The organism is Streptosporangium sp. NPDC002721 (assembly GCF_042888905.1).
In the GTDB taxonomy this organism is placed as follows: domain Bacteria; phylum Actinomycetota; class Actinomycetes; order Streptosporangiales; family Streptosporangiaceae; genus Streptosporangium.
Genome location: NZ_JBIAQI010000061.1, coordinates 1 through 22,232, shown reverse-complemented (window position 1 = coordinate 22,232; position 22,232 = coordinate 1). Strand labels below are relative to the sequence as shown.

Below are 22,232 nucleotides of genomic sequence, written 5' to 3'. Positions count from 1 at the left end.
GCGCTGCTCGCCGTGTTGAAGTCTGGAGCGGCCTACCTGCCCCTCGATCCCGACTACCCGGCCGAACGCCTCGCCTACATGCTGGCCGACACCGCGCCGGTCCAGGTGCTCGCCACCTCGGCGAGCACCTGGCGCCTGCCGTCCGCGAGCGGACCGTCCCCGATCCTCCTGGACGATCCGGACGTCATCGCGCTCGCGCAGGCCCTGCTGCCCACCGATCTCAACGATAGCGACCGCCTCCGCCCGTTGCGCCTCGCCCATCCCGCCTACACCGTCTACACCTCCGGGTCGACCGGCGTGCCCAAGGGCGTCGTCATCCCGCACGCGGGCCTACCCAGCCTCGCTGGGGTGAAGATTGACTGGTTTGAGGTGCGGCCTGGCAGTCGGGTGCTCCAGTTCGCTTCGCCGAGTTTCGACGCCGCGGTCGCCGAACTGTGCATGACGCTGCTTTCCGGGGCGGCCCTCGTGCTGGCCGACCCTGAGAGACTCATGGACGGGGAGCGGCTCGCCGACCTGATCGTCGCCCACGGGGTGACGCATGCCCAGGTGCCTCCGGCGATCCTCCGGATGCTGCCGCGTAACCTTGTTCCCGCAGATCTGCGGATTATCTCCGGCGGCGAGTCCTGCACCGCCGAGATCGTTGACCAGTGGGCTGGCGGCCGGTTGATGATCAACGCTTACGGGCCCGCCGAGGTCACTGTCTGCGCCTCGATGAGCGTCGGACTGGCTGAGGGAGCGCAGCCACCCATCGGACGACCCGCTTGGAACAAGCAGCTCTACGTCCTGGACGGTGCGCTGAGGCCGGTGCCAACAGGCGTGATCGGCGAGCTGTACGTGGCGGGCGAGGGGCTGGCGCGCGGTTACCTGCGCCGTTCCGCGCTGACGGCCGAGCGCTTCGTGGCGTGCCCGTTCGGTGGCCCGGGCAAGCGGATGTACCGGACCGGAGATCTTGTGCGGTGGCGGAGCGACGGGCAACTGGAGTTCGCGGGTCGGGCCGATGACCAGGTCAAGATTCGCGGAGTCAGGGTCGAGCCCCGCGAGGTGGAGACCGCCCTCTCCCGGCACCCGGACGTCGCCCAGGTCGTGGTGGTCGTCCGGGAGGATTGGCCGGACGATCCCCGGCTGGTTGCCTATGCGGTCGCGGCCTCCGGTGGGGCTGACACCGCCGTGCTGCGCTCCCATGCCGCGCGGTCGTTGCCGGATGCCATGGTCCCCTCCGCCGTCGTGCTCCTCGACGCACTTCCGCTCACGCCGAACGGCAAACTCGACCGCGATGCACTTCCCGCACCCGTATACGCATCCTCGGCCTCCTCCCGTCAACCGCGCACCGACTGGGAACGAACGCTGTGCGCACTGTTCGCCGACGTGCTCGGCGTGGACGCGGTCGGGATCGACGACTCGTTCTTCGAGCTGGGCGGTCACTCACTGACCGCTGCCCGGCTGGTCAATCGGGTCCGCTCCACGCTGGACGTCGAGCTGCCGGTCCGGGCGCTGTTCGAGACGCCGACCGTCGCGGAACTCGCCGAGCGGCTCGAGGCCGACGCACGACCCGCCCGTGCACGACTCATCCAGGCCGACCGGCCTCCGGTGATTCCGCTGTCGTTCGCGCAGCGGCGACTGTGGTTCCTCAACCGGCTCGACGGCGGCACCGGCGTCTACCACATGCCGCTGGTGGTCCGGCTGAAGGGGCCGCTGGACGTGTCCGCCCTCGAAGCCGCGCTGCGGGACGTGGTGACTCGGCACGAGGCGCTGCGCACAGTTTTCCCCGAGGACGCCCATGGCCGTCCTCACCAGCAGATTCTCGCCGAGGCGGTCCCCGAGCTACTTGTGGGGAAGGGCCGGTGGACCGATCTGGCGGCGCAGGCGTTCGACCTCGCCGTGGACCTGCCGATCCGCGCTGCGCTGTTCCCCGTTGGCCCCGCCGAGCATGTGCTGGCGATGGTGCTGCACCACATCGCGGGCGACGGATGGTCCCTGACCCCTCTGGCCCGCGACCTGAGCGCGGCCTACGCGGCGAGGTCGCGCGGCGAGGCTCCGCGGTGGCCAGCGCTGCCCGTGCAGTACGCGAACTACGCGCTGTGGCAGAGCGAACTGCTGGGAGAGGAGGATGATCCGGACAGCCTGATCAGTCGGCAGATCGTCTACTGGCAGGAGACCCTGGCAGGGCTGCCCGACGAGCTGCGGCTGCCCGCCGACCGGCTTCGCCCGGCACGGGCGTCCTACCGGGGCGGGGCCGTACCGGTCCGAATTTCTCCTAAGTTGTACGCGAATTTGACCGCACTGGCCAAGGACACCGGAACGACCCTGTTTATGGTCGTGCAGGCGGCTTTGGCGACACTGCTGTCCCAGCTGGGCGCGGGTGAAGACATCCCGATCGGCACCCCGGTGGCGGGCCGTGACGACGAAGCGCTGGAAGCGTTGGTGGGAATGTTCGTCAACACGCTGGTGCTGCGGAACGACCTGTCCGGCGATCCCACGTTCAGCGAGTTGCTGGAGCGAGTGCGGGAGACCGACCTGGAGGCGTTCGCTCATCAGGACGTGCCGTTCGAACGGCTGGTGGAGGTGCTCAACCCGGCACGCTCCTTGGCGCGTCATCCGTTGTTCCAGGTGATGCTGGCGTTTCAGAGAGACTCCGAGGCCGGGCTCAATCTGCCCGGGCTAACCGTGGAGACGGAGCCCGCCACAACAGACCGCGCCAAGTTCGACCTGTCGCTGCATCTGGCCGACTCCGGCGACGGTCTCGCTGGCGTACTGGAGTACGCCACCGACCTGTTCGAGCGAGGGACGGCACAGACCTTGGCCGACCGGCTGGTGCGTGTCATCGAAGGGGTCGTGGCGGACCCCGGCGCCCGGCTGTCCGCCCTCGACGTCCTGTCTGCCGGAGAGCGCCGCCGCGTGCTCGTGGAATGGAACAATACCGCTGTCGCCGACCCTGAAACGCTCCTTCCCGAGCTGTTCGAGGAACAGGCCGCACGTACCCCGGATGCCCCCGCCGTCTTGGCCGGGAAAACCACACTGACCTATCACGAGCTGAACGAGCGGGCCAACCGGCTCGCACGGCTCCTGGCTGAGCACGGCGCGGGCCCGGAACGGATCGTCGGGCTGGCGCTGCCGCGTGACGAATCTCTGATCATCGGCCTGCTGGCTGTGCTGAAGGCCGGGGCGGCTTACCTGCCCCTCGACCTCGATTACCCGGCGGAGCGCATCGCGTTCATGCTCGCCGACGCAGACCCAGCCTGCGTCCTCACTCTGTCCTCGGTGACACCACAGGGGAAGGCGCCCAGGATAGTTCTGGACGCCCCCGAGGTGCAGGCCGTGCTCGCGGCACACGCCGTGACGAACCCGCCCGGAGCGGCGCGATCCGACCACCCGGCCTATGTCATCTACACCTCCGGTTCCACCGGCCGGCCCAAGGGCGTGGTCGTGCCGCATCGGGGTGTCGCTAATCTGATCCGCTGGGCCACCGCCGCGCTCGGCAGGTCTTTCGCTGCACCGTGCCTCGCCGCGACCTCGCTGAACTTCGACGTGTCCGTCGCGGAGATTTTCGGGCCGCTCTGCTCCGGCGGGTCGCTGCGGATCGTCGCGGACCTGCTCGCGCTCCAGGAGTCTCCGGATCCGGAGTTAGCGACGATCAACGCCGTGCCGTCGGCATTGGCGCCCGTGCTCGCGGCCGCCCGGACGACGCCGCGCATCGACCGGGTCGTTCTGGCAGGGGAGGCGCTCACCGCGCACGCCCTCACGGGAATACGCAAGGCTCTGCCGGAAACCGAGATCTACAACTGCTACGGCCCCACGGAGGCGAGCGTCTACGCCACCGCATGGAGGGACGACCTCGCGCCGTACGCCGCGGCCGCGCCGATCGGCCGTCCGCTGCGGAACATCCGCGTCTACGTCCTCGACCGGACTCTGCGTCCGGTGCCGCCGGGGGTGCCAGGGGAACTCTACCTCGCGGGTGCCGGTCTGGCCCGTGCCTACCTGGGCCGTCCGGGACTGACGGCCGAACGATTCACAGCCTGTCCGTTCGGCAGACCCGGCGAACGGATGTACCGCACCGGCGACGTCGTTCGTTGGAACGCGAAGGGTGACCTGGAATTCATGGGGCGAACCGACGACCAGGTGAAGGTCCGGGGGTTCCGGGTCGAGCCGGGAGAGGTCGAGTCCGCTCTGGCTGAACACCCGGCCGTCTCCCAGGTCGTCGTCGTGGCCCGCGGGGACCATCTGGTGGCCTACGTGGTCGTGCGCGCGGACGCGGCCGCGGCGGAGCTAAGATCGTACGCGGCGGCGACGCTGCCCGGGTACATGGTCCCGTCCGCCGTGGTGTTCCTGAACGCGCTCCCCCTCAACTCGAACGGCAAGTTGGACCGCCGTGCCCTGCCCGAGCCCGATCTTGTCGGCGCGCTCGGGGCGGAGGGTCCCCGCGACCCGCTGGAGCGGGCGCTCCACGACCTCTTCGCCAAGGTTCTCGGTGTCGACCGGGTGGGGATCGAGGACTCGTTCTTCGAACTGGGCGGACACTCGCTCACCGTGATGCGGCTGGTCAGCCGGATACGGTCCGAGTTGGACGCCGAGCTACCCGCCCAGGTGATATTCGAGACGCCCACGGTGGCGGGGCTCGCCACATGGCTGTCGACGCATAGCGCGGAGCGGCCCGCTCTCCGCCCGCCGACGCCGCGTGCCCGTCCGGAGATCGTGCCGCTCTCCTACGCCCAGCGGCGACTGTGGTTCCTCAACCGGCTCGACGGGGGCAACGGCGCTTACAACCTGCCCTTCGCGGTGCGGCTGTCCGGCCAGGTGGACGTCGGGGCGCTGCGGGCAGCATTGGCAGACGTGACGGCCCGCCACGAGACGCTGCGGACGGTTTTCCCCGAGGACGCCGATGGACATCCCCACCAGGTTGTGCTCGCCGCCGCGCCAGAGCTGGAGGTCGTGTCTGGCCCCTGGGAGGAGGCGGTCGGCCGCGGATTCGACCTGACCTCCGAGCCACCGCTGCGGGCCTGTCTGTACGAGACGGGGCCGGACGCGACGGGCCGGGCAGGCCATGTGCTGCTGCTCGTCGCACACCACATCGCAGCTGACGGCTGGTCGCTAGCGCCGCTCGCGCGTGACCTGTGCACGGCCTACGCGGCGCGGCTGCGCGGCACCGTGCCCCGGTGGCAGGACCTCCCCGTCCAGTACGCGGACTACACGCTTTGGCAGCGTGAGGCTCTGGGCGAAGAGGACGATTCGGACAGCATGATCAGTGTGCAGATCGCCCACTGGCGCGAGGCACTGGCAGGGCTGCCCGACGAACTGGAACTGCCGACCGACCGACCCCGTCCGGCGCGTGCCTCTCACCGGGGCGGCAGCGTGCCACTTCGGATCGGCCCCGACCTCGCTGGCCGGCTAACACGGCTGGCGCACGCTTCAGGGGCGAGCCTGTTCATGGTGGTGCACGCCGCGTTCGCCGCGCTGCTGTCGCGGATGGGAGCGGGTGAGGACATTCCCGTCGGGGCACCGGTGGCCGGGCGCACCGACCCCGCCCTAGACGACATGATCGGAATGTTCGTCAACACGCTGGTGTTGCGGACCGACCTGTCCGGAGACCCGGTGTTCACCGAGCTCCTGGCCCGGGTCAGGGACACCGACCTGGCGGCTTTCGCCCACCAGGACGTCCCGTTCGAGCGGCTGGTCGAGATCCTGGCCCCGGCCCGCTCCTTGTCCCGGCACCCGCTGTTCCAGGTGGCCTTGGTCCTGCGGAACGAAGACGACGAGCTCCGCCTGGCCCTGCCTGGGCTCACCGCGACGCCTGAGACGCCGCCTGCGGACGTGGCGAAATTCGACCTCACCGTCAACCTCGTCGAACGTCCCGGGCAGGGACTGCTTGGAAGCCTCCAGTACGCGGCCGACCTGTTTGACGCGGGCACCGCCGAAGCGCTCGCGACCCGCCTGGTCCGCCTGTGCGAGGCGGTCGCTGCAGCGCCGGACACTCCGCTGTCACGGTTCGAACTGCTCTCACCCGGCGAACGCCGTTTGCTGCTCGACGAGTGGAGCACCGCGCTGACGCCCGCAGCGCCGGACACGCTGCCCGCCCTCTTCGAGGCACAAGCCGCCCGGACGCCCAACGCGACCGCAGTGCTGTCCGGGAGCGGTGCGCTCAGCTACCGGGAGCTGAACGCGCGGGCGAACCGGCTGGCCCGTCGGCTCGTGGAGCTGGGCGCCGGGCCAGAACGGATCGTGGCCGTTCGCATGCCGCGCGGTCCCGAACTGGTTACCGCTCTCCTCGGAGTAGTCAAGGCCGGCGCGGCCTGCCTGCTGATCGACCCCGCCCAACCCGGCGAACGCGTCGCGGCGATGCTGACGGAATCCGCACCTATCCACGTCCTCGTCGAGCCCGGGGACGTGGCGACCGAGTCGGACGGGCATTCTGACGCTGACCTGACCGACACCGACCGGCTCGCGCCGCTCCTGCCGTCCCACCCGGCATACGTGGTCTACACGTCCGGGTCCACCGGGACGCCCAAGGGCATCGTCGTCACACACGCTGGGCTCCCGGGGCTCATCAAGACTCAGATCGACTGCTTCGACGTCCGGCCGGACAGCGTGGTCGCGCAGTTCGCGTCCCCCGGATTCGACGTCGCGCTCGGCGAGATCTGCCGGGCGCTGCTGGCTGGCGCGACCCTCCTGGTGCCGGACGCCGACCCGGCCGATCCGCAGGCCTTGGCCGCCGCGGTCCGGCGGCACCGGGTCACCCATGCGCTCATTCCCCCGGCCGTTCTTCCGCACCTCGACCCAGGTGACCTGGCGAGCGTCCGGACGCTGAGCATCGGCGGCGAGGCCGCCGCCCCCGGCCTGGCCGCGCGGTGGGCGGCCGGCCGACGCATGTTTAACGGGTACGGCCCCAGCGAGACCACTATCGCCGCCGCGTACCACCGGGTCGACGAGGCCGACGCCGTACGGCGACAAGGCTCGCTGCCGCTCGGACGCCCGGCGGGGAACACCCGGCTATTCGTGCTCGACGAGCGGCTGCGTCCGGTGCCCGCCGGAGTGCAGGGCGAGCTGTACATCGCAGGCGACGGCCTCGCACGCGGCTACCTCGGACGGGTCGGGATGACGGCGGAACGGTTCGTCGCCTGCCCTTACGGAGGCGCGGGCGAGCGGATGTACCGTACAGGCGACCTGGTGCGCTGGAGTCCGGACGGGTTGCTGGAGTTTCGCGGACGTACCGACGACCAGATCAAGCTGCGGGGCCTGCGCATCGAACCTGGCGAGATCACTTCGGTGCTCGTCTCTCACGGAGACGTCCTCCAGGCGGCGGCCGTCGTGCGGGAGGACCGCCAGGGCGACCCGCGCCTGGTGGCGTACGTGGTGCCGACGCCGGGCAGTGCACCGGACCCCGCCGCGCTGCGCGACCTGGCCCGGCGCAGGCTGCCTGCGCCCATGGTCCCCGCCGCCGTGGTCCTGCTTGACGCACTGCCGCTCACCCCGCACGGCAAGCTCGACCGGCGGGCGCTGCCCGCCCCTGCCGCCCCGTCCGCTGGCGGCGCTCCCCGGACGCCGCGGGAACAGACCCTGTGCGCGGTGTTCGCGGAGATCTTGGGCGTGGAGCAGGTAGGCATCGACGACTCGTTCTTCGACCTGGGCGGGCACTCGCTGACGGCCACCCGCCTGGTCCACCGAATCCGGGCGGAGCTGGACATCGCGCTCTCGGTCCGCGAGGTGTTCGAGACGCCGACGGTCGCCGGGCTCGCCGCGCAGATCGCCGCTGGTGGCCCCATTCGCGACCCGTTCGCGGTCCTGCTGCCGCTCACCCCCGTTCCCGAGGACGGAGCGAAAGACACGCCTCCGCTCTTCTGCATCCATCCCGCGGGAGGTCTGGCCTGGGTATACGCCGGATTGCGTGAGCATCTGCCCGCCGACCAGCCGCTCTACGGGCTTCAGGCACACGGGCTGACCGGTGAGGAGACCGTCCCCGAAACACTCGTTGATATCGTCACGGACTACGTGGCCCGAATCCGGCAGGTGTGTCCGGACGGCCCGTACCGGCTGGCGGGATGGTCGACCGGCGGTCTCCTTGCCCATGCCGTCGCGGTCCAGCTTCAGGAGCTCGGTGCCGAGGTCGACCTCTTGGCCCTGCTGGACACCCGGCTGGGGCAGCAGGATCTCGCCGGGCCGGGCCCCGCCGAGCTGCGAGCGAGGATCTTCGAGGGTGTCGGCCTCGACCCGGCGGTCGTCGACGACGACCACGCACCTGGCCGAGTCCTCGCCCATCTGCGTGCGACCGGCCACCCGCTCGGTGAGCTGGACGAGAACGGCATCCGGGCGGTCGCGGCCGACTACCGCAGCGCCGCAGACCTGACCCGGACCTATGCCCCGCGGACTTTCCACGGCGACCTTCTCTACTTCACTGCGGAGGACGGGCCGGGTGAACCCGGAAAGGCGGTGGCCGCCTGGGCTCCGCACGTCCACGGTGACCTCGTCGAGCACCGGATCGCCTGCCGCCATGAGGACATGACCCGCCCGGAGCACCTGCGGGAGCTGACGCGGCTGCTCACCCCTGCGCTTCGCCGACCTTGACCCCGACGGAGGGACCCATGCCTTCACTCGTCTTCCTCTGGAGCAGTCCCCGGTGCCTGTCGACCGCCTTCCTACGCATGATGATCGAACGCGGTGACTGCGCGGTCGTCAACGAGCCGTTCTCCAGCATCGCCGTCTGCGGCCACGCGCTGATCGACGGCGAGAAGGCGAGCGACCCGATCGAGCTAATCGAGCGTCTGCGGGAGCTGTCCCGCCGCACACACGTCTTCGTCAAGGAGACCACCGAGTACCGCTACGACATCATCGACCATCCCGACTTCGCTCAGTTCGGACGGCACACGTTCATGATCCGGGACCCGGCCGCGTCCATCGCCTCGCACTACGCGATGAATCCGGACGTCACCCTCTCCGAGGTCGGCTACGAGCACCAGTACGAGATCGTCCAGAGGATCGTCGACGCCGGGCACACCGCCCCGGTCGTCGAAGCCGAGAAGCTGCTGGCCGACCCGCGCGGAACCGTCCGGGACTACTGCCAGCAGGTGGGACTGCCCTTCCTGGAGGGTGCCCTGACCTGGACACCCGGCGACCGCGCCGAATGGGCCAGGACCCGCCGGTGGCATCAGGACGCCGCGTGGAGTAGCGGCTTCGCCCCAACCGCCAAGGACCATCCGGTGACTATCGCCACCGACCCTCGGCTCGCCGCCTACTACCGCCATCACCTGCCCTACTACGAAGCGATTCGCGAGAGAGGTAAAGACGCAGTGAACCAAGTGATCACGCACGTCTCCGAGGGCCCAGGCACAATCGACGAAGCCTGCGCGCGACGGCGCGAGGAGATCACAGAGTGCATTCAAGGCCATACTCCCGGAGCGCCGCTGCCGAACGTCGGGTATACCGCAGAGGAGGACCAGCTCTGGCAGACGGTGATCTCCAAGCTGAACGGGATGCACTCGACGGTCGCCTGCCACCGCTACCTGGACGCCGTCGCGCGGCTGAGGCTGCCCACAGACCGGGTGCCGACACTCCGCGAGGTGTCGGACGGGCTGGAGGGCGCCACAGGCTTCCGACTACTGCCGGCCAAGGACCTGGTGCCCCCGCGCGACTTCTACGCAGCCTTCGCCGACGGCTTCTTCTACAGCACCATGTACATGCGTTGCCCCGCGACGCCGCTGTACAGCCCGGCCCCCGACGTCCTGCACGAGCTGGTCGGGCACGCAGTCCCCCTCAGTGACCCTTTCTTCGCCGACCTGTACCGCGCGTTCGGGGAGGCCGTCGTACGCACCCGGACGGCCGAGGAACTCGAGGCGATTAGCAGGGTCTTCTGGTTCACGATGGAGACCGGTCTCGTACGGGAACTGGGCGGGCTGCGCGCTTACGGCGCCGCCTTGCTGTCCTCCGCGGGAGAGCTGGAGAGCCTCGGTGAGGTCGTGCCGGAGGAGTTCTCCATCGACCGCATGGTGCACCAGACCTATGACATCTGCCAGTACCAGCCGGTCCTCTTCGTCGTCGACTCCTTCGACCGGCTCGACGCCGAACTGCGCACGTTCCTGGACACCTGGCGGAGCAGAAAGGCCTGACATGCCGATCAATCTGGTTGACATCTTGTTCGCTGAGGACCGCGAGGCCGGGATGCGGACGCTGCTGGAGGGCCCCCCCGTGCGGGAAGCGGTGTTCTTCGACGGCTCACCGATTCATCTAGTCACCGGGCACGCCGAGATCAGGGACCTGCTAACCGATCCGCGGGTCAGCAACGACTTCCACAAACAGCAGCGGATCGATGTGGCGGCCACCATCGGGATCCCCGAAGACCTGCGGCCCTACCTCAGACACAACCTCTCGCAGATAGACGCCCCCGAGCACACGCGGCTGCGCCGCCTCGCGCTGGGCGAGTTCACCAGCCGTCGGGTCGGACGGCTCCGGCCTCGGATCCAGGAGATCAGCGACGGGCTCCTCGACACCTTGGCTGACCGCGCCGACCTGCGGGGCGAGTTCGCCTACCCGCTGCCGGTCATGGTGATCTGCGAGATCGTCGGAGTACCGTCCAAAGACCGGGAGCGGTGGCGTGGCTGGTCGGCCGAGATGACCGTGCCCGACGTCACGGTGTTCGCCAAGGCCGCCCGTAGTCTCATCGGTTATGTCCGCGAGCTGATCGCGGCCAAGCGCGCGGACCCGGTCGACGACCTGCTGAGCGGGCTGATCAAGGCAGGGCTCAGCGAGGAGGAACTGAGCTCGCTCACGGTGAGCCTGTTGCGGGCGGGCCACGAGACGACCGCTAACCTCATTGCGAACGGAGTGGGCCTGCTGCTGGCCGAACCCGGGCGGTGGGCCGCGCTCGCCGCCGCGCCGGAGCTCGTCCCCTCGACAGTGGAGGAATTTCTGCGCTTCAGCGGCGTCGCCGACTTCGGCGTGGTCCGCTACACCACCGAGCCGGTCGAGATCGCGGGCGTCCGGATCGGCGCGGGTGAGGCCGTCATGCCGGTCTACTACGCGGGCAACCGGGACGCCGGGATGTTCTCCGATCCCGATCGTCTGTGCCCAGAACGCACGGACAACCCGCACCTCGGCTTCGGGCACGGCGCCCATCACTGCCTCGGCGCGCCCTTAGCCCGCCTTGAGGTGCAGACGGCTCTGACGGCGTTGCTCGCCCGTTTCCCCGGCATGACACTGGACGGCGAGCCTCCGCGCTGGGCACCCGGGGCCGCGCGCACCTTGCCCGAGCTGCGGGTGAGGCTCCGATGACGCATTTGGCCATGGTGGGTCTCCCCGCCCAAGGGCACGTCAATCCGAGCCTGGAGATCGTCCGGGAACTCGTGGCCCGCGGCCACCGCGTCAGCTACGCCAACACGGAATCGTTCGGCGGGACGATCGCCGGCACGGGAGCCCGGCCGGTTCCGTACGTCTCCACCCTGCCAGTCGCCCGTGGCCTGGCCCCCCCGGCTGGCGACGAGATCGACGCGATCCGGCGGTCGCTCGACGAGTCGGCCGCGGTGCTGCCGCAGCTCCGGAAGGTGTTCGAAGAGGACCGTCCGGAGTTGGTGCTGTACGACGTGGGCGTGCCGGCGGCCCGGGCCCTCGCCCGGACGCTCGGCGTCCCGGCAGTGCAGCTCAGCCCGACGTCCGTCCCTTGGAAAGGGCTGACGGAGATCCTGTCCGGCCATGTCGCCGCGCTTCGCGCGACGCCGCGCGGAGCCCGTCTGCACGAGGACACGGCCGCCTGGCTGGCGGGGAACGGCATGGCGGACGTCGATCCGGTGGCGTTCATGACCGGAGTCCCCGACCATGCCCTCGTACTGATCCCGAGGGTCATGCAGCCGTACGCCGAGCAGGTCGACGCAGGGCTCTACACGTTCGTTGGGGTCTGCTCACCCGAGCCGGAGGAGCAGGGGATATGGGAACGCCCGGCAGGGGCGGAGAAGGTGCTGCTGGTGTCCCTCGGCTCGATCTTCACCGACCGGCCCGGGTTCTACCGTGCCTGCGTGGACGCCTTTGCCGATCTGCCCGGCTGGCACGTGGTGCTCCAGATCGGCGGGCAGGTGGACCCGACCTTGTTGGGAAGGCTCCCCACGAACGTCGAGGCGCATGCCTGGGTGCCGCAGCGGGAGATCCTGCGCGACGCCGACGCGTTCGTCACCCATGCGGGAATGGGGGGCTGCGTCGACGGTCTGGGTGGCGGCACTCCGATGATCGCGGTGCCGCAGGGCTCCGACCAGTTCGCCAATGCCGACCGCCTGGTCGAGTTGGGCGTCGCCCGGCGGGTGGAGTCCTCGGAGGCCACCGCCGCCGCGCTCCGGGACGCCCTCGCCAGCCTGCTCGCCGCTCCGGGCGTCCTCGAGCGGCTCGTGGCGATTCGCCAGGAAATGTCCACCGAGGGCGGCGCGGTGAGCGCCGCCGACCTCATTGAAACCCGTCTGTCATGACGGAAACCGTCGACGAAAGGTCTGAAGTGCTGCCGATCGATCTGGAGAAGGCGATGTTCGGGGTCGTTGCGACTCCGGTGCTGCACCTCGCGGACCGGACCGGGGTCCTCGACCACCTCATCGGTCATGGTAGCGCCTCCGCGGCCAAGATCGCCGGGGCGCTCGGGCTCGACGAGGAGACCCTCGACAGAATGCTGCTCGTCCTCGTCTCGTTCGGCGTCGTCCGGCGCACGGTGACGGGGGAGTACCTGGTGCCCGCCGAGGCGGCGCCGTACGTGGACCGGGCCGACCCGCGTTACATCGGAGGATTCGTCACCCATCTCGTCGAGGAGACCGCAAGGCAGATGACCCGCCTACCCGCCTACCTCGAGCGCGGCAAGGCCGTGGTGGACCAGGACCGGCCCGCCCCGTTCGCGACGCTCTTCCGGGACGGTGACGCGACCCGCCGTTTCATGTCCGCGATGTGGGACCTGAGCTACGGGCCGTCCCGGGAACTGGCCGTGCTCGCGGACCTGGACGGACTCGAACACCTGGTGGACGTCGGCGGCGCCTGCGGGCCGTTCGCAGTGGCCGCCCTGGAACGGGCGCCCCGGCTGCGCGCCACGGTGTTCGACCTTCCGGTGGCGGAACGATACCTGGCGGAGCGGCGTGCGGAACACGGGCTGGAGGACCGGCTCACGTTCACCGCCGGTGACTTCTTCGCCGACGACCTTCCCGAAGGCGATCTCCTCGCATTCGGCTATATATTCTCCGACTGGACTGATGAAATATGTGCGAAGCTCCTGGAAAAAGCATATCGCGCTTGTCGTCCGGGTGGCCGGGTTCTTGTCATGGAGCGCTTGTTCGACGACTCTAGCGACGGTCCTCTCGCCACTTCCGTCATGAATCTGACCATGCACATGGAGACCTGCGGACGGCATCGGACGGCGGGCGAGTATATCGCGTTGCTGACATCCGCCGGATTCACCCGCTGCGAGGTGCGCCGCTCCGGCGGTGCCAAGCACCTGGTCTTGGCACACAAAGGAGTGTGAAAACATGGTGTGACTCGCGAGAAATCGCGGCAGACCATTCCTTCACCGAAATGATTCCAGGAGCAGTGCATGGCAAACGATTCGCGGACGGAGGTCGATCGGGACAGCCGATTGATCAGGTCGAGCGCTGTGATGGTGGCCGGCACCTTCGTCTCACGTGTCACCGGCTTCGTGCGGACCGTCGTACTGGTGGCCGCGCTGGGCACGCTGGCGCTGGGCGACACGTTCAACACCGCCAACACGATCCCGAACATCGTGTTCGAGACTCTGCTGGGCGGTGTGCTCACCGCCGCGCACGTGCCGCTCCTGGTGCGGGCCCGGCAGCGGTCGAAGCAGTACGGGGAGCAGTTCGAGCAGCGGTTGTTCACCCTGTTGCTGCTCGTCCTGGCCGTCCTCACTGCGGTCGCGATGGCGCTGGCTCCGCTACTGATCCGGCTGTACGGGAGCGGGTTCACCGCAGCGCAGAACCGCCTGGCCGTGGTGTTCCTGCTGTTCTTCCTGCCGCAGATCTTCTTTTACGGATTCAGTGCGGTCGCCAGTGCCTCGCTGAACACCCAGGGCAGGTTCGCCGCCCCGATGTGGGCCCCGGTGCTCAACAACGTCGTGGTGAGCGCGGTCGGTGTCGCTTTCCTCCTGGTAGCCGACGGCCGGGTCACACCGGAGAACATCACCGACGAGCAGGTCATACTGATCGCGCTCGGCACCACGGCGGGAGTGGCGGCCCAGGCCGTGGCGCTGCTTCCCGCCCTGCATCGCATGGGCTTCCGGTGGCGGCCCCGTTTCGACTTCCGGCGGGACGAGCTGGGGGAGATGGGGTCCATGGCGGGTTGGACCCTCGCGTTCGTGGTGGTCCAGCAGATCGGCCTGGTCTTCTACACCAACATCGCCAACACCGCGGGCGTCCGTGGAATGGAGGAGAACGTCGGCTACGGGGTCGGTCTGACCCCGTGGACGAACGCCTACCAGTTCTTCCAGCTCCCGTTCGCGATCGTCGCGGTGTCTGTTATCACGGCGCTGATGCCCCGTATGAGCGGCCACGCAGCCGAGGGCAGGCTCGATCGGGTGTCGGCGGACCTGGCCGGCGGGCTCCGCCTGTCGCTGGTGGTGATCATTCCGGCGGCGGCGCTGCTGTTCGGGCTCAGTGCCGAGATCTGCGTCGTTCTGTTCGCACACGGCGCCACCACCGCCGCCGACGCGTTGATGATCGCGAACGTGCTGCGGGTGTTCGCGATCATGCTGGTCCCGTTCACCGTGTTCCAGCTTCTCCAGCGCGGTTTTTACGCGCTGGCCGACACCCGCACGCCCGCGCTGGTCGGCATGGCGACCATGCCGGTCGGCGTCGCGGGCGCACTGCTGGGCTCGCGGTTGCTGCCGACGCGCGACATCGTGCTGGGAATCGCGTTCTCCCAGGGCCTGGCCTGGGTGGCCGGATGCGTGTTCACCGTGTTGCTGTTGCGGCGGCGGCTCGGTTCGCTCCAGGGGCGCGTCGTCGGGGGGCTGGTGCTGAAGGTGTGCGGGGCCGCGCTGATCCCGCTGGGGATCGCGCTGGTCGCGCACACCGTGGTCGGCCGGGTCTACGACCAGGCTCCGGTGCCTTCGTTCGTGGCGCTGGCCGGGGGCGGGGTCGTGGCCGTCTTCGCCTTCGCCTTCGCCGCACGGCGGCTCGGTGTGCAGGAGATCGAGGCGGTGACCGGCATGGTGACCGGTCGGCTCCAGAGGGGACGACGGACATGAGCGCGCTACTTCCGTGCGATCACGCAGCTCGCGACCGGGTAGTGCGGGTGGCGGACGGCCAGCTCGTCCGGGTCGAGCTCCTGGGCGGCGATGCCCATCAGCGAGGCGATCGCGCTCAGCGGATTGCCGTACTGGATCACTCTCCGCTCGGTCCAGTCGCCGAACATGTGCCCGAGCGCCGCGGGCAGCGGCCGCCAGTAGTCCTCAGGCGCCCCGTGCAGGCGTTGCGCGCTGGGGACCATGCAGTAGGCGGTGCCCCCGGGCCGCAGCCACCGGAGCATGTTCGCGACGACCTCCCAGGGGCGGGGCGTGTGCTCCAGAACGTTGAAGGCGATGACAGCGTCCAGCGAGGCGGCGGGCAGCGCGTCCGGATCGGCGGCATCCGCGGCCAGCGAGACGCCCGGGCCGGGCTCGAGATCCATGCCACGGTAGCTGATCGCCTTCGCGAAGCCGTATGCGTCCCGATTCGCGTCCTTGCCTCCGATTTCCACGACCTCGCCGTGGACCTCTTCGCGGATCTCCACGAGGAACTCGTTCAGATAATGCCGGTCGATCGGGGTTCCCCGGGAGATCCCGAACGCCGGACAGACCGGGACGAGGCGACGCAGCTGCCCCCAGTCGAGCCCGCCGGGCTCCGGCACAAGGAACCCCCGGCGGTACAGCTCGGCGAACAGGGCGTCGACATCGGGCCAGTCCGAGCCGGAGGCCAGTCCGCGCCGCAGGCCGATGGCGCGCAGGACGCGTCCGGTGCGACGGCTGAGCTCCGTCAGATCTGTCATCGGGACTCGGTCGGCGTCGTCCAGAACGAGAAGCGTTCCGTTCTGGGTGAAGAGGGAGTAGGCCCGGGTCCCCTGCTCGATCTCGTCCAGCGCGGCGGTGACCTCGGCGGGCGGCGGGGCCGTACGGCACTCCAGGAAGACCTCCCGCGCCGCCGCGGGGTCGTGCTCGTGAGTCATGGCCTCCAGCAGCGAGAGCATGTCCAGTGACAAGGGGAAATCCGGCTCGCCGGCGAAGGTCCCCACCTGGGCGACGACGCCGCCTTCCCTTACCGACAGAGCGAGCATCGCGGTAAATCGTCCGTGCACGTGGATCACGCCTTTCTATAGGCGAATGGAGGCCAACGTTCCCGTGAGTTATGAAAGCGTTCCGCGACGACCAAGTAAGCATGTGTTGAAATATTTGTCAATAAACTCTGGATGAAATTCGGGGTGACGTGCGCCACAGGGTAGTTGCTATTGACTGCCCGAGAATTATCTGTAGATCATGGACTTGCTTTCCGTGGCAGTACATTTGTTGGCCTCGAAGAAATCGCAAGGAGTGTCTGATGAGCAAACTCGCACAAGCAGCGGCAGAATACGAGGAGTGCGGATTCGCCATTATCCGCAACGTTCTTCCCGCCGATCTCGTCGCCGAGGCGCAGGAGCACGTCGCTTGGCTTACGAACCGCTACCCCGAGCTGCGTCCGGAGCACTTCCACCACCCGCTGATCCGCAACGACGCGTTCTGGGTCCGGCTCGTCTCCGACCCTCGGCTGGTCGACATCGCCGAGTTCTTCCTCGGTCCGGACCTCGCCTGCTTCACCGCCCACTACATCTGCAAGCCGCCCCATGACGGCCAACCCGTGCTCTGGCACCAGGACGGCGCCTACTGGAAGCTCGACCCGATGGAGGCCCTCACCGTCTGGGTCGCCATCGACGAGAGCACCGTGGAGAACGGTTGCCTGCGCATGATCCCGGGAACCCAGCATCTGCCTCTGCATGAACCCTCGCTCCGGACGGACGAGCCGAACATGCTGTACTCGTCGTCCGACGAGGAACTGGTCCGCAAGTGGTCCAAGGCACAGGGCATCGTGGACATCCAGCTCAAGCCCGGTGACGTCTCGATCCACCACCCGAACCTGCTGCACTGCTCGGAGGCCAACACCTCGCCCCGGCGCCGCTGCGGACTGGACATCGGCTACATCTCCACGACCACCCGCATCCGCAGCGACGGCCTGTACCTGAACCCGCTGCTGGTGCGCGGCGAGCGCAAGCCCGGGATCAACGAGTACCGGCCGTTCCCGGAGTACAGCCCCGAGGAGACGATCCCGTTCGCCGGCAGCGACGCCTGGAACGAGCACGCCGCGACGCTGAACGCCGCCAACGGACTCGTCTCCGCCGAGGCAAAGGGGGAGACGCCGTTCGAGGCGACCCAGCACATGATCACCAGGTTGTGGGAAGGCACGGTCAAGCGCTGAGCCTGCGCCTGTTCGTCAGTCCGTCACAGAGGTTGGGGTGTCTGTCGGAATGTCTGTCGAGACGTATGCCGGGACGGCCGCGCGCCGGTGCGTCGCCGGGTACGACCGTGCCAGGCACGGAGTCCATCTCTTGAAGCGCCCGGAGGTGATCGCCGATCCCTCGTCGTACATCCGGGCCATCGCCGAAGTCGGGCCGTTGTTCTTCGACGAGGTCGGACGAGTATGGGTCTGCTCGGGCTATGCCGAGGCCGACGAGATCCTGCGCGACCACCGACGGTTCTCGTCCGTCCGAGAGCACGGCGCCGGCGCGCTCCGTGCCTCCGGACTGCGCACGTCCTCGTCGGTGGGCGAAATGGTCCGTGAACAGATCCTGTTCCAGGACCCGCCGCGGCACACCGAGATCCGGTCCTCGTTTGGCGACCAGTTCTCGCGCACGCGGTTAAACGAGCGAGAACCGGCCTTAAAGGAGATCGCCGAGAGACTGGTCGGCGATCTCCCCGCCGAAGGCGAGATCGACCTCATCGCCGACTTCGCCGCGCGGCTTCCCCCTGCTCTGATGGCGTTCCTCCTGGGGATGCCAGGGCAGGAGGAGCGGATCAACCGTTGGGCCGAGGCGTACGAGCGGCTGCTGGGCAGCCTGTCCGCGCTGCCGCACATCGGCGACACCGAGGCCGAGGCAGTGCTGTCCGAGGCTCTCGCCGGGTTCGAGAAGGAGGCGAGGCTGCGTCTCGACGCACCGGGCGACGACGTCATCAGCACGATGGTGTCTGGCCTCGCGGAGTCCGATGACCGGGCCTTGTTCTCGATCGCTGCGAACTGCGTCGTCATGGTCGGCGGCGGCTATCAGACCCTCACGCACCTCGTGTCCACGGGGCTGCTGCTCCTGCACCGGCATCCCGAGCAGCTCCAGCAAGTCCGGGAGAAACCGAATCTGCTGGAGCAGGCGGTGGAGGAGTTCATGCGGCTCGACGGCTCCAGCCAGTACGTGGCGCGCCGGGCGGTGGAGGACGTCGAAATCGGCGGGGTGACGATCGCGGCCGGACAGAGCGTCCTGGTGCACCTGGCTGCCGCGAACCGTGACCCGCGCGTATTCCCGGAACCCGAACGGCTCGACCTGCGGCGCGGCGCCAAGCATCTCGGCTTCGGGGCGGGCCGGCACTACTGTACCGGCTCGGCCTACGCGGAACAGCTCGCGCGCTGGGCCGTCAATGCGTTCCTGGAACGGTACCCCGAGTACGAGCCCGATCCGGGCTCGCTGGTCTGGGGCCACCATCCGAACACCCGCTGCCTGGCCAGCGCTCGAATCCGGGTACGCGCCCGGACCGACACGCCACCGTGCTGGCACGAGGTCTTCGAGCACGGGACGCGGCTCACGCCGAACGCGGTCGCCGTGGACGGGCCGGACGGGAGCCTCACCTACAGAGAGCTGGACGAGCGGGCCAACGCGCTGGCGCATCGACTGCGTGGGCACGGTGTCCAGCCCGGAACCGTCGTCATGGTCGCGCTGGAACGCTCGGCGGAGTTCGTCGCCGCAGTTCTCGCCGTCGGCAAGGCGGGCGGAGCGTTCCTGCTGACCGAGCCGACCTCCCCGCGGGAGCGTCTTCGAGCCATGGCTGCGGAGGCGTCCGTGACTCTGCTGATCACCCGCGATACGGATCTGGCGACCGATCTCGGTCTGCCCGGCTGCATGCCGGACGACATGACGGAACCCGCCCCGGCCCGGGCACCGCTCACAGGAGTCTGCGGCGGAGACACCGCCTATGTCGTGTTCACCAGCGGGACGACCGGCGTCCCGAAGGCGATTGCGATCAGCCATGAGGCCCTGGTGAACCTGCATACGGCCCAGCGGGAGATCTTCCGGCTGCGGCCAGGAGACCGGGTGCTCCAGTTCCTGTCACCGAACTTCGACGGCTGCGTCGCCGATCTGGCCCTCGGACTACTGACCGGCGCGACCCTGGTCGTCGCGCCGACCGCGCGACTCACCGTGGGCCCGACGCTGATCCGGCTCCTGCGCGCCGAGCGGATCACCGCAGTGATCCTCACTCCGTCCGTGTGGGAGGTGTTGCCCGACGACCCGCTGCCGGACCTACGAGTCGCGGCCGCCGCGGGCGAACGGCTGCCCGCCGCATGGGTGCGTCGCTGGTCTGTTCTCGGCCGCCGCCTGCTGAACCTCTACGGTCCGGCGGAGACCGCGGTCATGGCGACCTGGCATGAGTGTACCGAGCCCAGCGGGGAGCCGCCGATTGGCAGGCCGGTGGCGAACAAGCGGATCTACGTGTTGGACGAGCAGCGCTGTCCGGTCGCGGACGGGCAGCCTGGTGAGCTGACCATCGGCGGTGTCGGCATCGGCAGGTACCTCAACCGGCCGGAGCTGATGGAGGAGAGGTTCGCGCCCGAACCGGGCGGTGGGCTGATGTACCTGACAGGGGACATCTGCCGGGCGAGACCCGACGGGGTGCTGGAGTACCTCGGGCGGCGCGACCGGCAGGTCAAGATCCGGGGACAGAGGGTGGAGCTGGACGAGGTCGAACGGGTTCTCGAGTCCGCGCCCGGGGTCGCCGCGTGTCTGGCGCATGCCAGGGACGGCCGGATCGAGGTCCTCGTCGTCCCGGCCGGGGACCGGGTCGACGAGGTGAGGGTCCGGTCCCATCTCGCGGAACGGCTGCACGGCGGCATGGTGCCCGCAGTGATCACAGCGGTCGCAGAGCTGCCGCGGACCGCGAACGGCAAGTCCGCCGTGCCCGACCGCCCCACCTCTTCCAAAGACGCGGAGCGGCGGCGTTCCCGGCTCACCTGGGAGGTGTCGCGGCTGTTCGCCCGGGCGCTGAACCTCTCACTGCGGCAGGTCCAGGCGGACTCCGACTTCTTCACCTCGGGCGGTGACTCCCTGGCCATGGCCTCGTTCTTGCACCGGCTGGAGCGGCTGACCGGCGGCGCGGTCGACGTCGAGGCGCTGATCGCCGCGCCCACCCCGGAAGGAATAGCCGCGGTGATCGTGAGCGGGGAGGGCATCGGATGACCAGGCCGCTCCTGCACCGGCGCGGCGGCGGGGAGGGCCCCACCGTGCTGTTCGTCCACGGGACCATGGATCGCAGCGCCAGTTTCTCCCGGGTGGTCGCGCGGCTGGAGGGATGGACGGCCGCGGGCTACGATCGGCGCGGGTGGGGCGGTTCGCAAGCCCTCGCCATCCCGGACACCCGGCTCGCCGACCATGTCGCCGACCTGGTGGCGCTGGCGGCTCGGCTGCCACGACCTGTCCTCGCGGGGCACAGCTACGGCGGGCTGGTGGCGCTGTGCGCGGCCGCCGAGCGTCCCGACCTAGTCGACGCGGTCGTCGCCTACGAACCCCCGGTGCCCTGGTTGCCCTGGTGGCCCGCGCTCGCGCCCTGGGAGCGCCTAGTCCTCAAATCCGATTCCCCCGTCACCGCCGCGACCCTCCTCCACCGGGCGGTCGCAGGCGGCCCGCCCACCCCGGCCACCCGGTCGGCAATCGAGGCGGCGGGCCCCGCGCTCCTGCGCGAAATGGCCGACCCCACCCTGGACCACGAGTTCTTCGACCCCGCCGCGCTGGCCGTCCCGGTCGTCACCGCCTCAGGCTCACGTTCGCTGCAGCACCACCGCGACACGGCCCGGCATCTGGCCGACCTCATCCCCACCGCCGACCATCACGAGATCGACGACACCGCCCACCTCGCCCATGTCACCCACCCCGCCGCCTTCGCCGACCTCATCCGCCAAGCCGCTGCGATGGCTCCCTCCCTGCCGTGGACGAGCAGGTCTCGGCCCCCCGGTAAGGAGACCGCCACCAGTCATCACCTGTGATGTCGTGGCGCGACAGCCGGGGGGACGGCTGCCTCCTCTACGGCGCCGGGTCCCGAAAAGTCAGGCCGGGGTGAGGAAGTGGCCGTCGGTCCTGATGGCCTCACCAGTGGTGTTGGTGTTGGCGGCCGAGCACAGATAGACGATCATGCGTGCGGCCTCGCCGGGGTGGCTGACGCGTTTGGTCGCCGCGGCCTCGCCTGCCTTGTCGAGCAGGTGCTGCGGCATGGCCTTGTCCGCGGGGGTGAAGCCCGGCATGACGACGTTGGTGAGGATGCCGGCGGAGGCGAGTTCCCTGGACATCACGCGGGTCAGGCCGTGCAGGCCCGCCTTGGCGGCCACGTAGGAGACGTTGCCGGGGAAGCCGTCCTCGACCAGTCCTGTGGAGACGTTGACGATGCGGCCCCATCCGCTGGCCCGCATGTCGGCCAGCACGGCGCGGGCGAGCAGGTAGGGTTCTGGCGGCGCGGTGAGCGCGCCGCCAGTATGGCCGCGCTGGCCGACTTGCGCCAGGCGGCGCAACTGGTGCTGCAGGCCAACGTTGTGGACACCTGGGTCTTGTTGGACAATCTTGCGCACGTTGTGGAAGACGCGGTGGCTACTTCGCCGTGGCGGCTGCTGCGCCAGGCGACGACCTGGAACGGGTTGTGGGAGCGCTACCTGCGGGCCCGCGCTTTGGCCCAGCCGCCGGTGGTCCAGGTGTGGCCCTCGCAACGACAGGTACTCGAGGCCAGCCTGCTCGATCGCGGCCAACCGCATATGGCCATCACCATGCCGACCTCGGCTGGAAAGACTCACCTAGTGCGACGTTCCTCAAAGCAGGTAGACAAAACGGCGTCGGCGCCGACGAGGTTCAGGAGCCGGGCGGCCCCAGATCCAGGGACGTGCGCGGGTGTTGAGCTGGGTGGTGGCCACGGTGGTGGCGTAGGTGATCTCTTCGGGATCGGCGAAGGTCTGCCCGGCCAGGGCTTGGCGGCGGAA

Annotated in this window: 11 protein-coding genes; 9 read left to right on the top strand and 2 right to left on the bottom strand. The window is 69.3% G+C overall.

Going from position 1 to position 22,232, the window contains the following annotated elements:
- Positions 1-12 precede the first annotated feature (12 nt).
- From ACFYWM_RS43585 to murJ, 6 genes are all read left to right on the top strand, one after another.
- Entirely contained in the window at positions 13-8,553 is an 8,541-nt protein-coding gene (locus tag ACFYWM_RS43585) for an amino acid adenylation domain-containing protein (protein WP_389927450.1), read from the top strand.
- Positions 8,554-8,570: 17 nt separating this feature from the next.
- Positions 8,571-10,091 carry a phenylalanine 4-monooxygenase gene (locus tag ACFYWM_RS43580; protein ID WP_389927448.1) on the top strand — a complete coding sequence of 507 codons (1,521 nt, stop codon included), beginning with the start codon at positions 8,571-8,573 and terminating at the stop codon, positions 10,089-10,091.
- A gap of 25 nt (positions 10,092-10,116) precedes the next feature.
- Positions 10,117-11,253, top strand: a complete 1,137-nt coding sequence (locus ACFYWM_RS43575) for a cytochrome P450 (protein WP_389927445.1) — start codon at positions 10,117-10,119, stop codon at positions 11,251-11,253.
- Entirely contained in the window at positions 11,250-12,431 is a 1,182-nt protein-coding gene (locus ACFYWM_RS43570; protein ID WP_389927442.1) for a macrolide family glycosyltransferase, read from the top strand. Before ACFYWM_RS43575 ends, ACFYWM_RS43570 begins: the two co-directional genes overlap by 4 nt.
- A 26-nt stretch (positions 12,432-12,457) precedes the next feature.
- Complete coding sequence (locus ACFYWM_RS43565; RefSeq protein WP_389927439.1) at positions 12,458-13,462, top strand: methyltransferase; 1,005 nt, start codon at positions 12,458-12,460, stop codon at positions 13,460-13,462.
- Between the two features lie 69 nt (positions 13,463-13,531).
- The gene (gene murJ / locus ACFYWM_RS43560) at positions 13,532-15,196 is read left to right on the top strand and encodes a murein biosynthesis integral membrane protein MurJ (protein ID WP_389927436.1); all 1,665 of its coding nucleotides are present in this window, start codon (positions 13,532-13,534) and stop codon (positions 15,194-15,196) included.
- Between the two features lie 5 nt (positions 15,197-15,201).
- Here the strand turns inward: murJ and ACFYWM_RS43555 are convergent, their stop codons facing one another.
- Positions 15,202-16,281, bottom strand: coding sequence for a class I SAM-dependent methyltransferase (locus ACFYWM_RS43555; protein WP_389927432.1), 1,080 nt, complete (start codon positions 16,279-16,281; stop codon positions 15,202-15,204).
- Between the two features lie 239 nt (positions 16,282-16,520).
- On the opposite strand from ACFYWM_RS43555, the gene ACFYWM_RS43550 reads away from it, so the two are divergent.
- The 3 genes from ACFYWM_RS43550 (at position 16,521) to ACFYWM_RS43540 (ending at position 21,254) form a co-directional block, all read left to right on the top strand.
- Positions 16,521-17,432: a phytanoyl-CoA dioxygenase family protein gene (locus tag ACFYWM_RS43550; RefSeq protein WP_389927430.1), complete on the top strand. Its 912-nt coding sequence runs from the start codon at positions 16,521-16,523 to the stop codon at positions 17,430-17,432.
- A 130-nt stretch (positions 17,433-17,562) separates the two neighbouring features.
- Positions 17,563-20,451 (top strand): amino acid adenylation domain-containing protein, encoded by a 2,889-nt coding sequence (locus ACFYWM_RS43545; protein ID WP_389927427.1) that lies wholly within the window; start codon positions 17,563-17,565, stop codon positions 20,449-20,451.
- Positions 20,448-21,254: an alpha/beta fold hydrolase gene (locus ACFYWM_RS43540; protein WP_389927424.1), complete on the top strand. Its 807-nt coding sequence runs from the start codon at positions 20,448-20,450 to the stop codon at positions 21,252-21,254. Before ACFYWM_RS43545 ends, ACFYWM_RS43540 begins: the two co-directional genes overlap by 4 nt.
- A gap of 60 nt (positions 21,255-21,314) precedes the next feature.
- On the opposite strand, the gene ACFYWM_RS43535 is transcribed toward ACFYWM_RS43540, so the two are convergent.
- Positions 21,315-21,830, bottom strand: a complete 516-nt coding sequence (locus ACFYWM_RS43535; protein WP_389927421.1) for an SDR family NAD(P)-dependent oxidoreductase — start codon at positions 21,828-21,830, stop codon at positions 21,315-21,317.
- Positions 21,831-22,232: the final 402 nt, after the last annotated feature.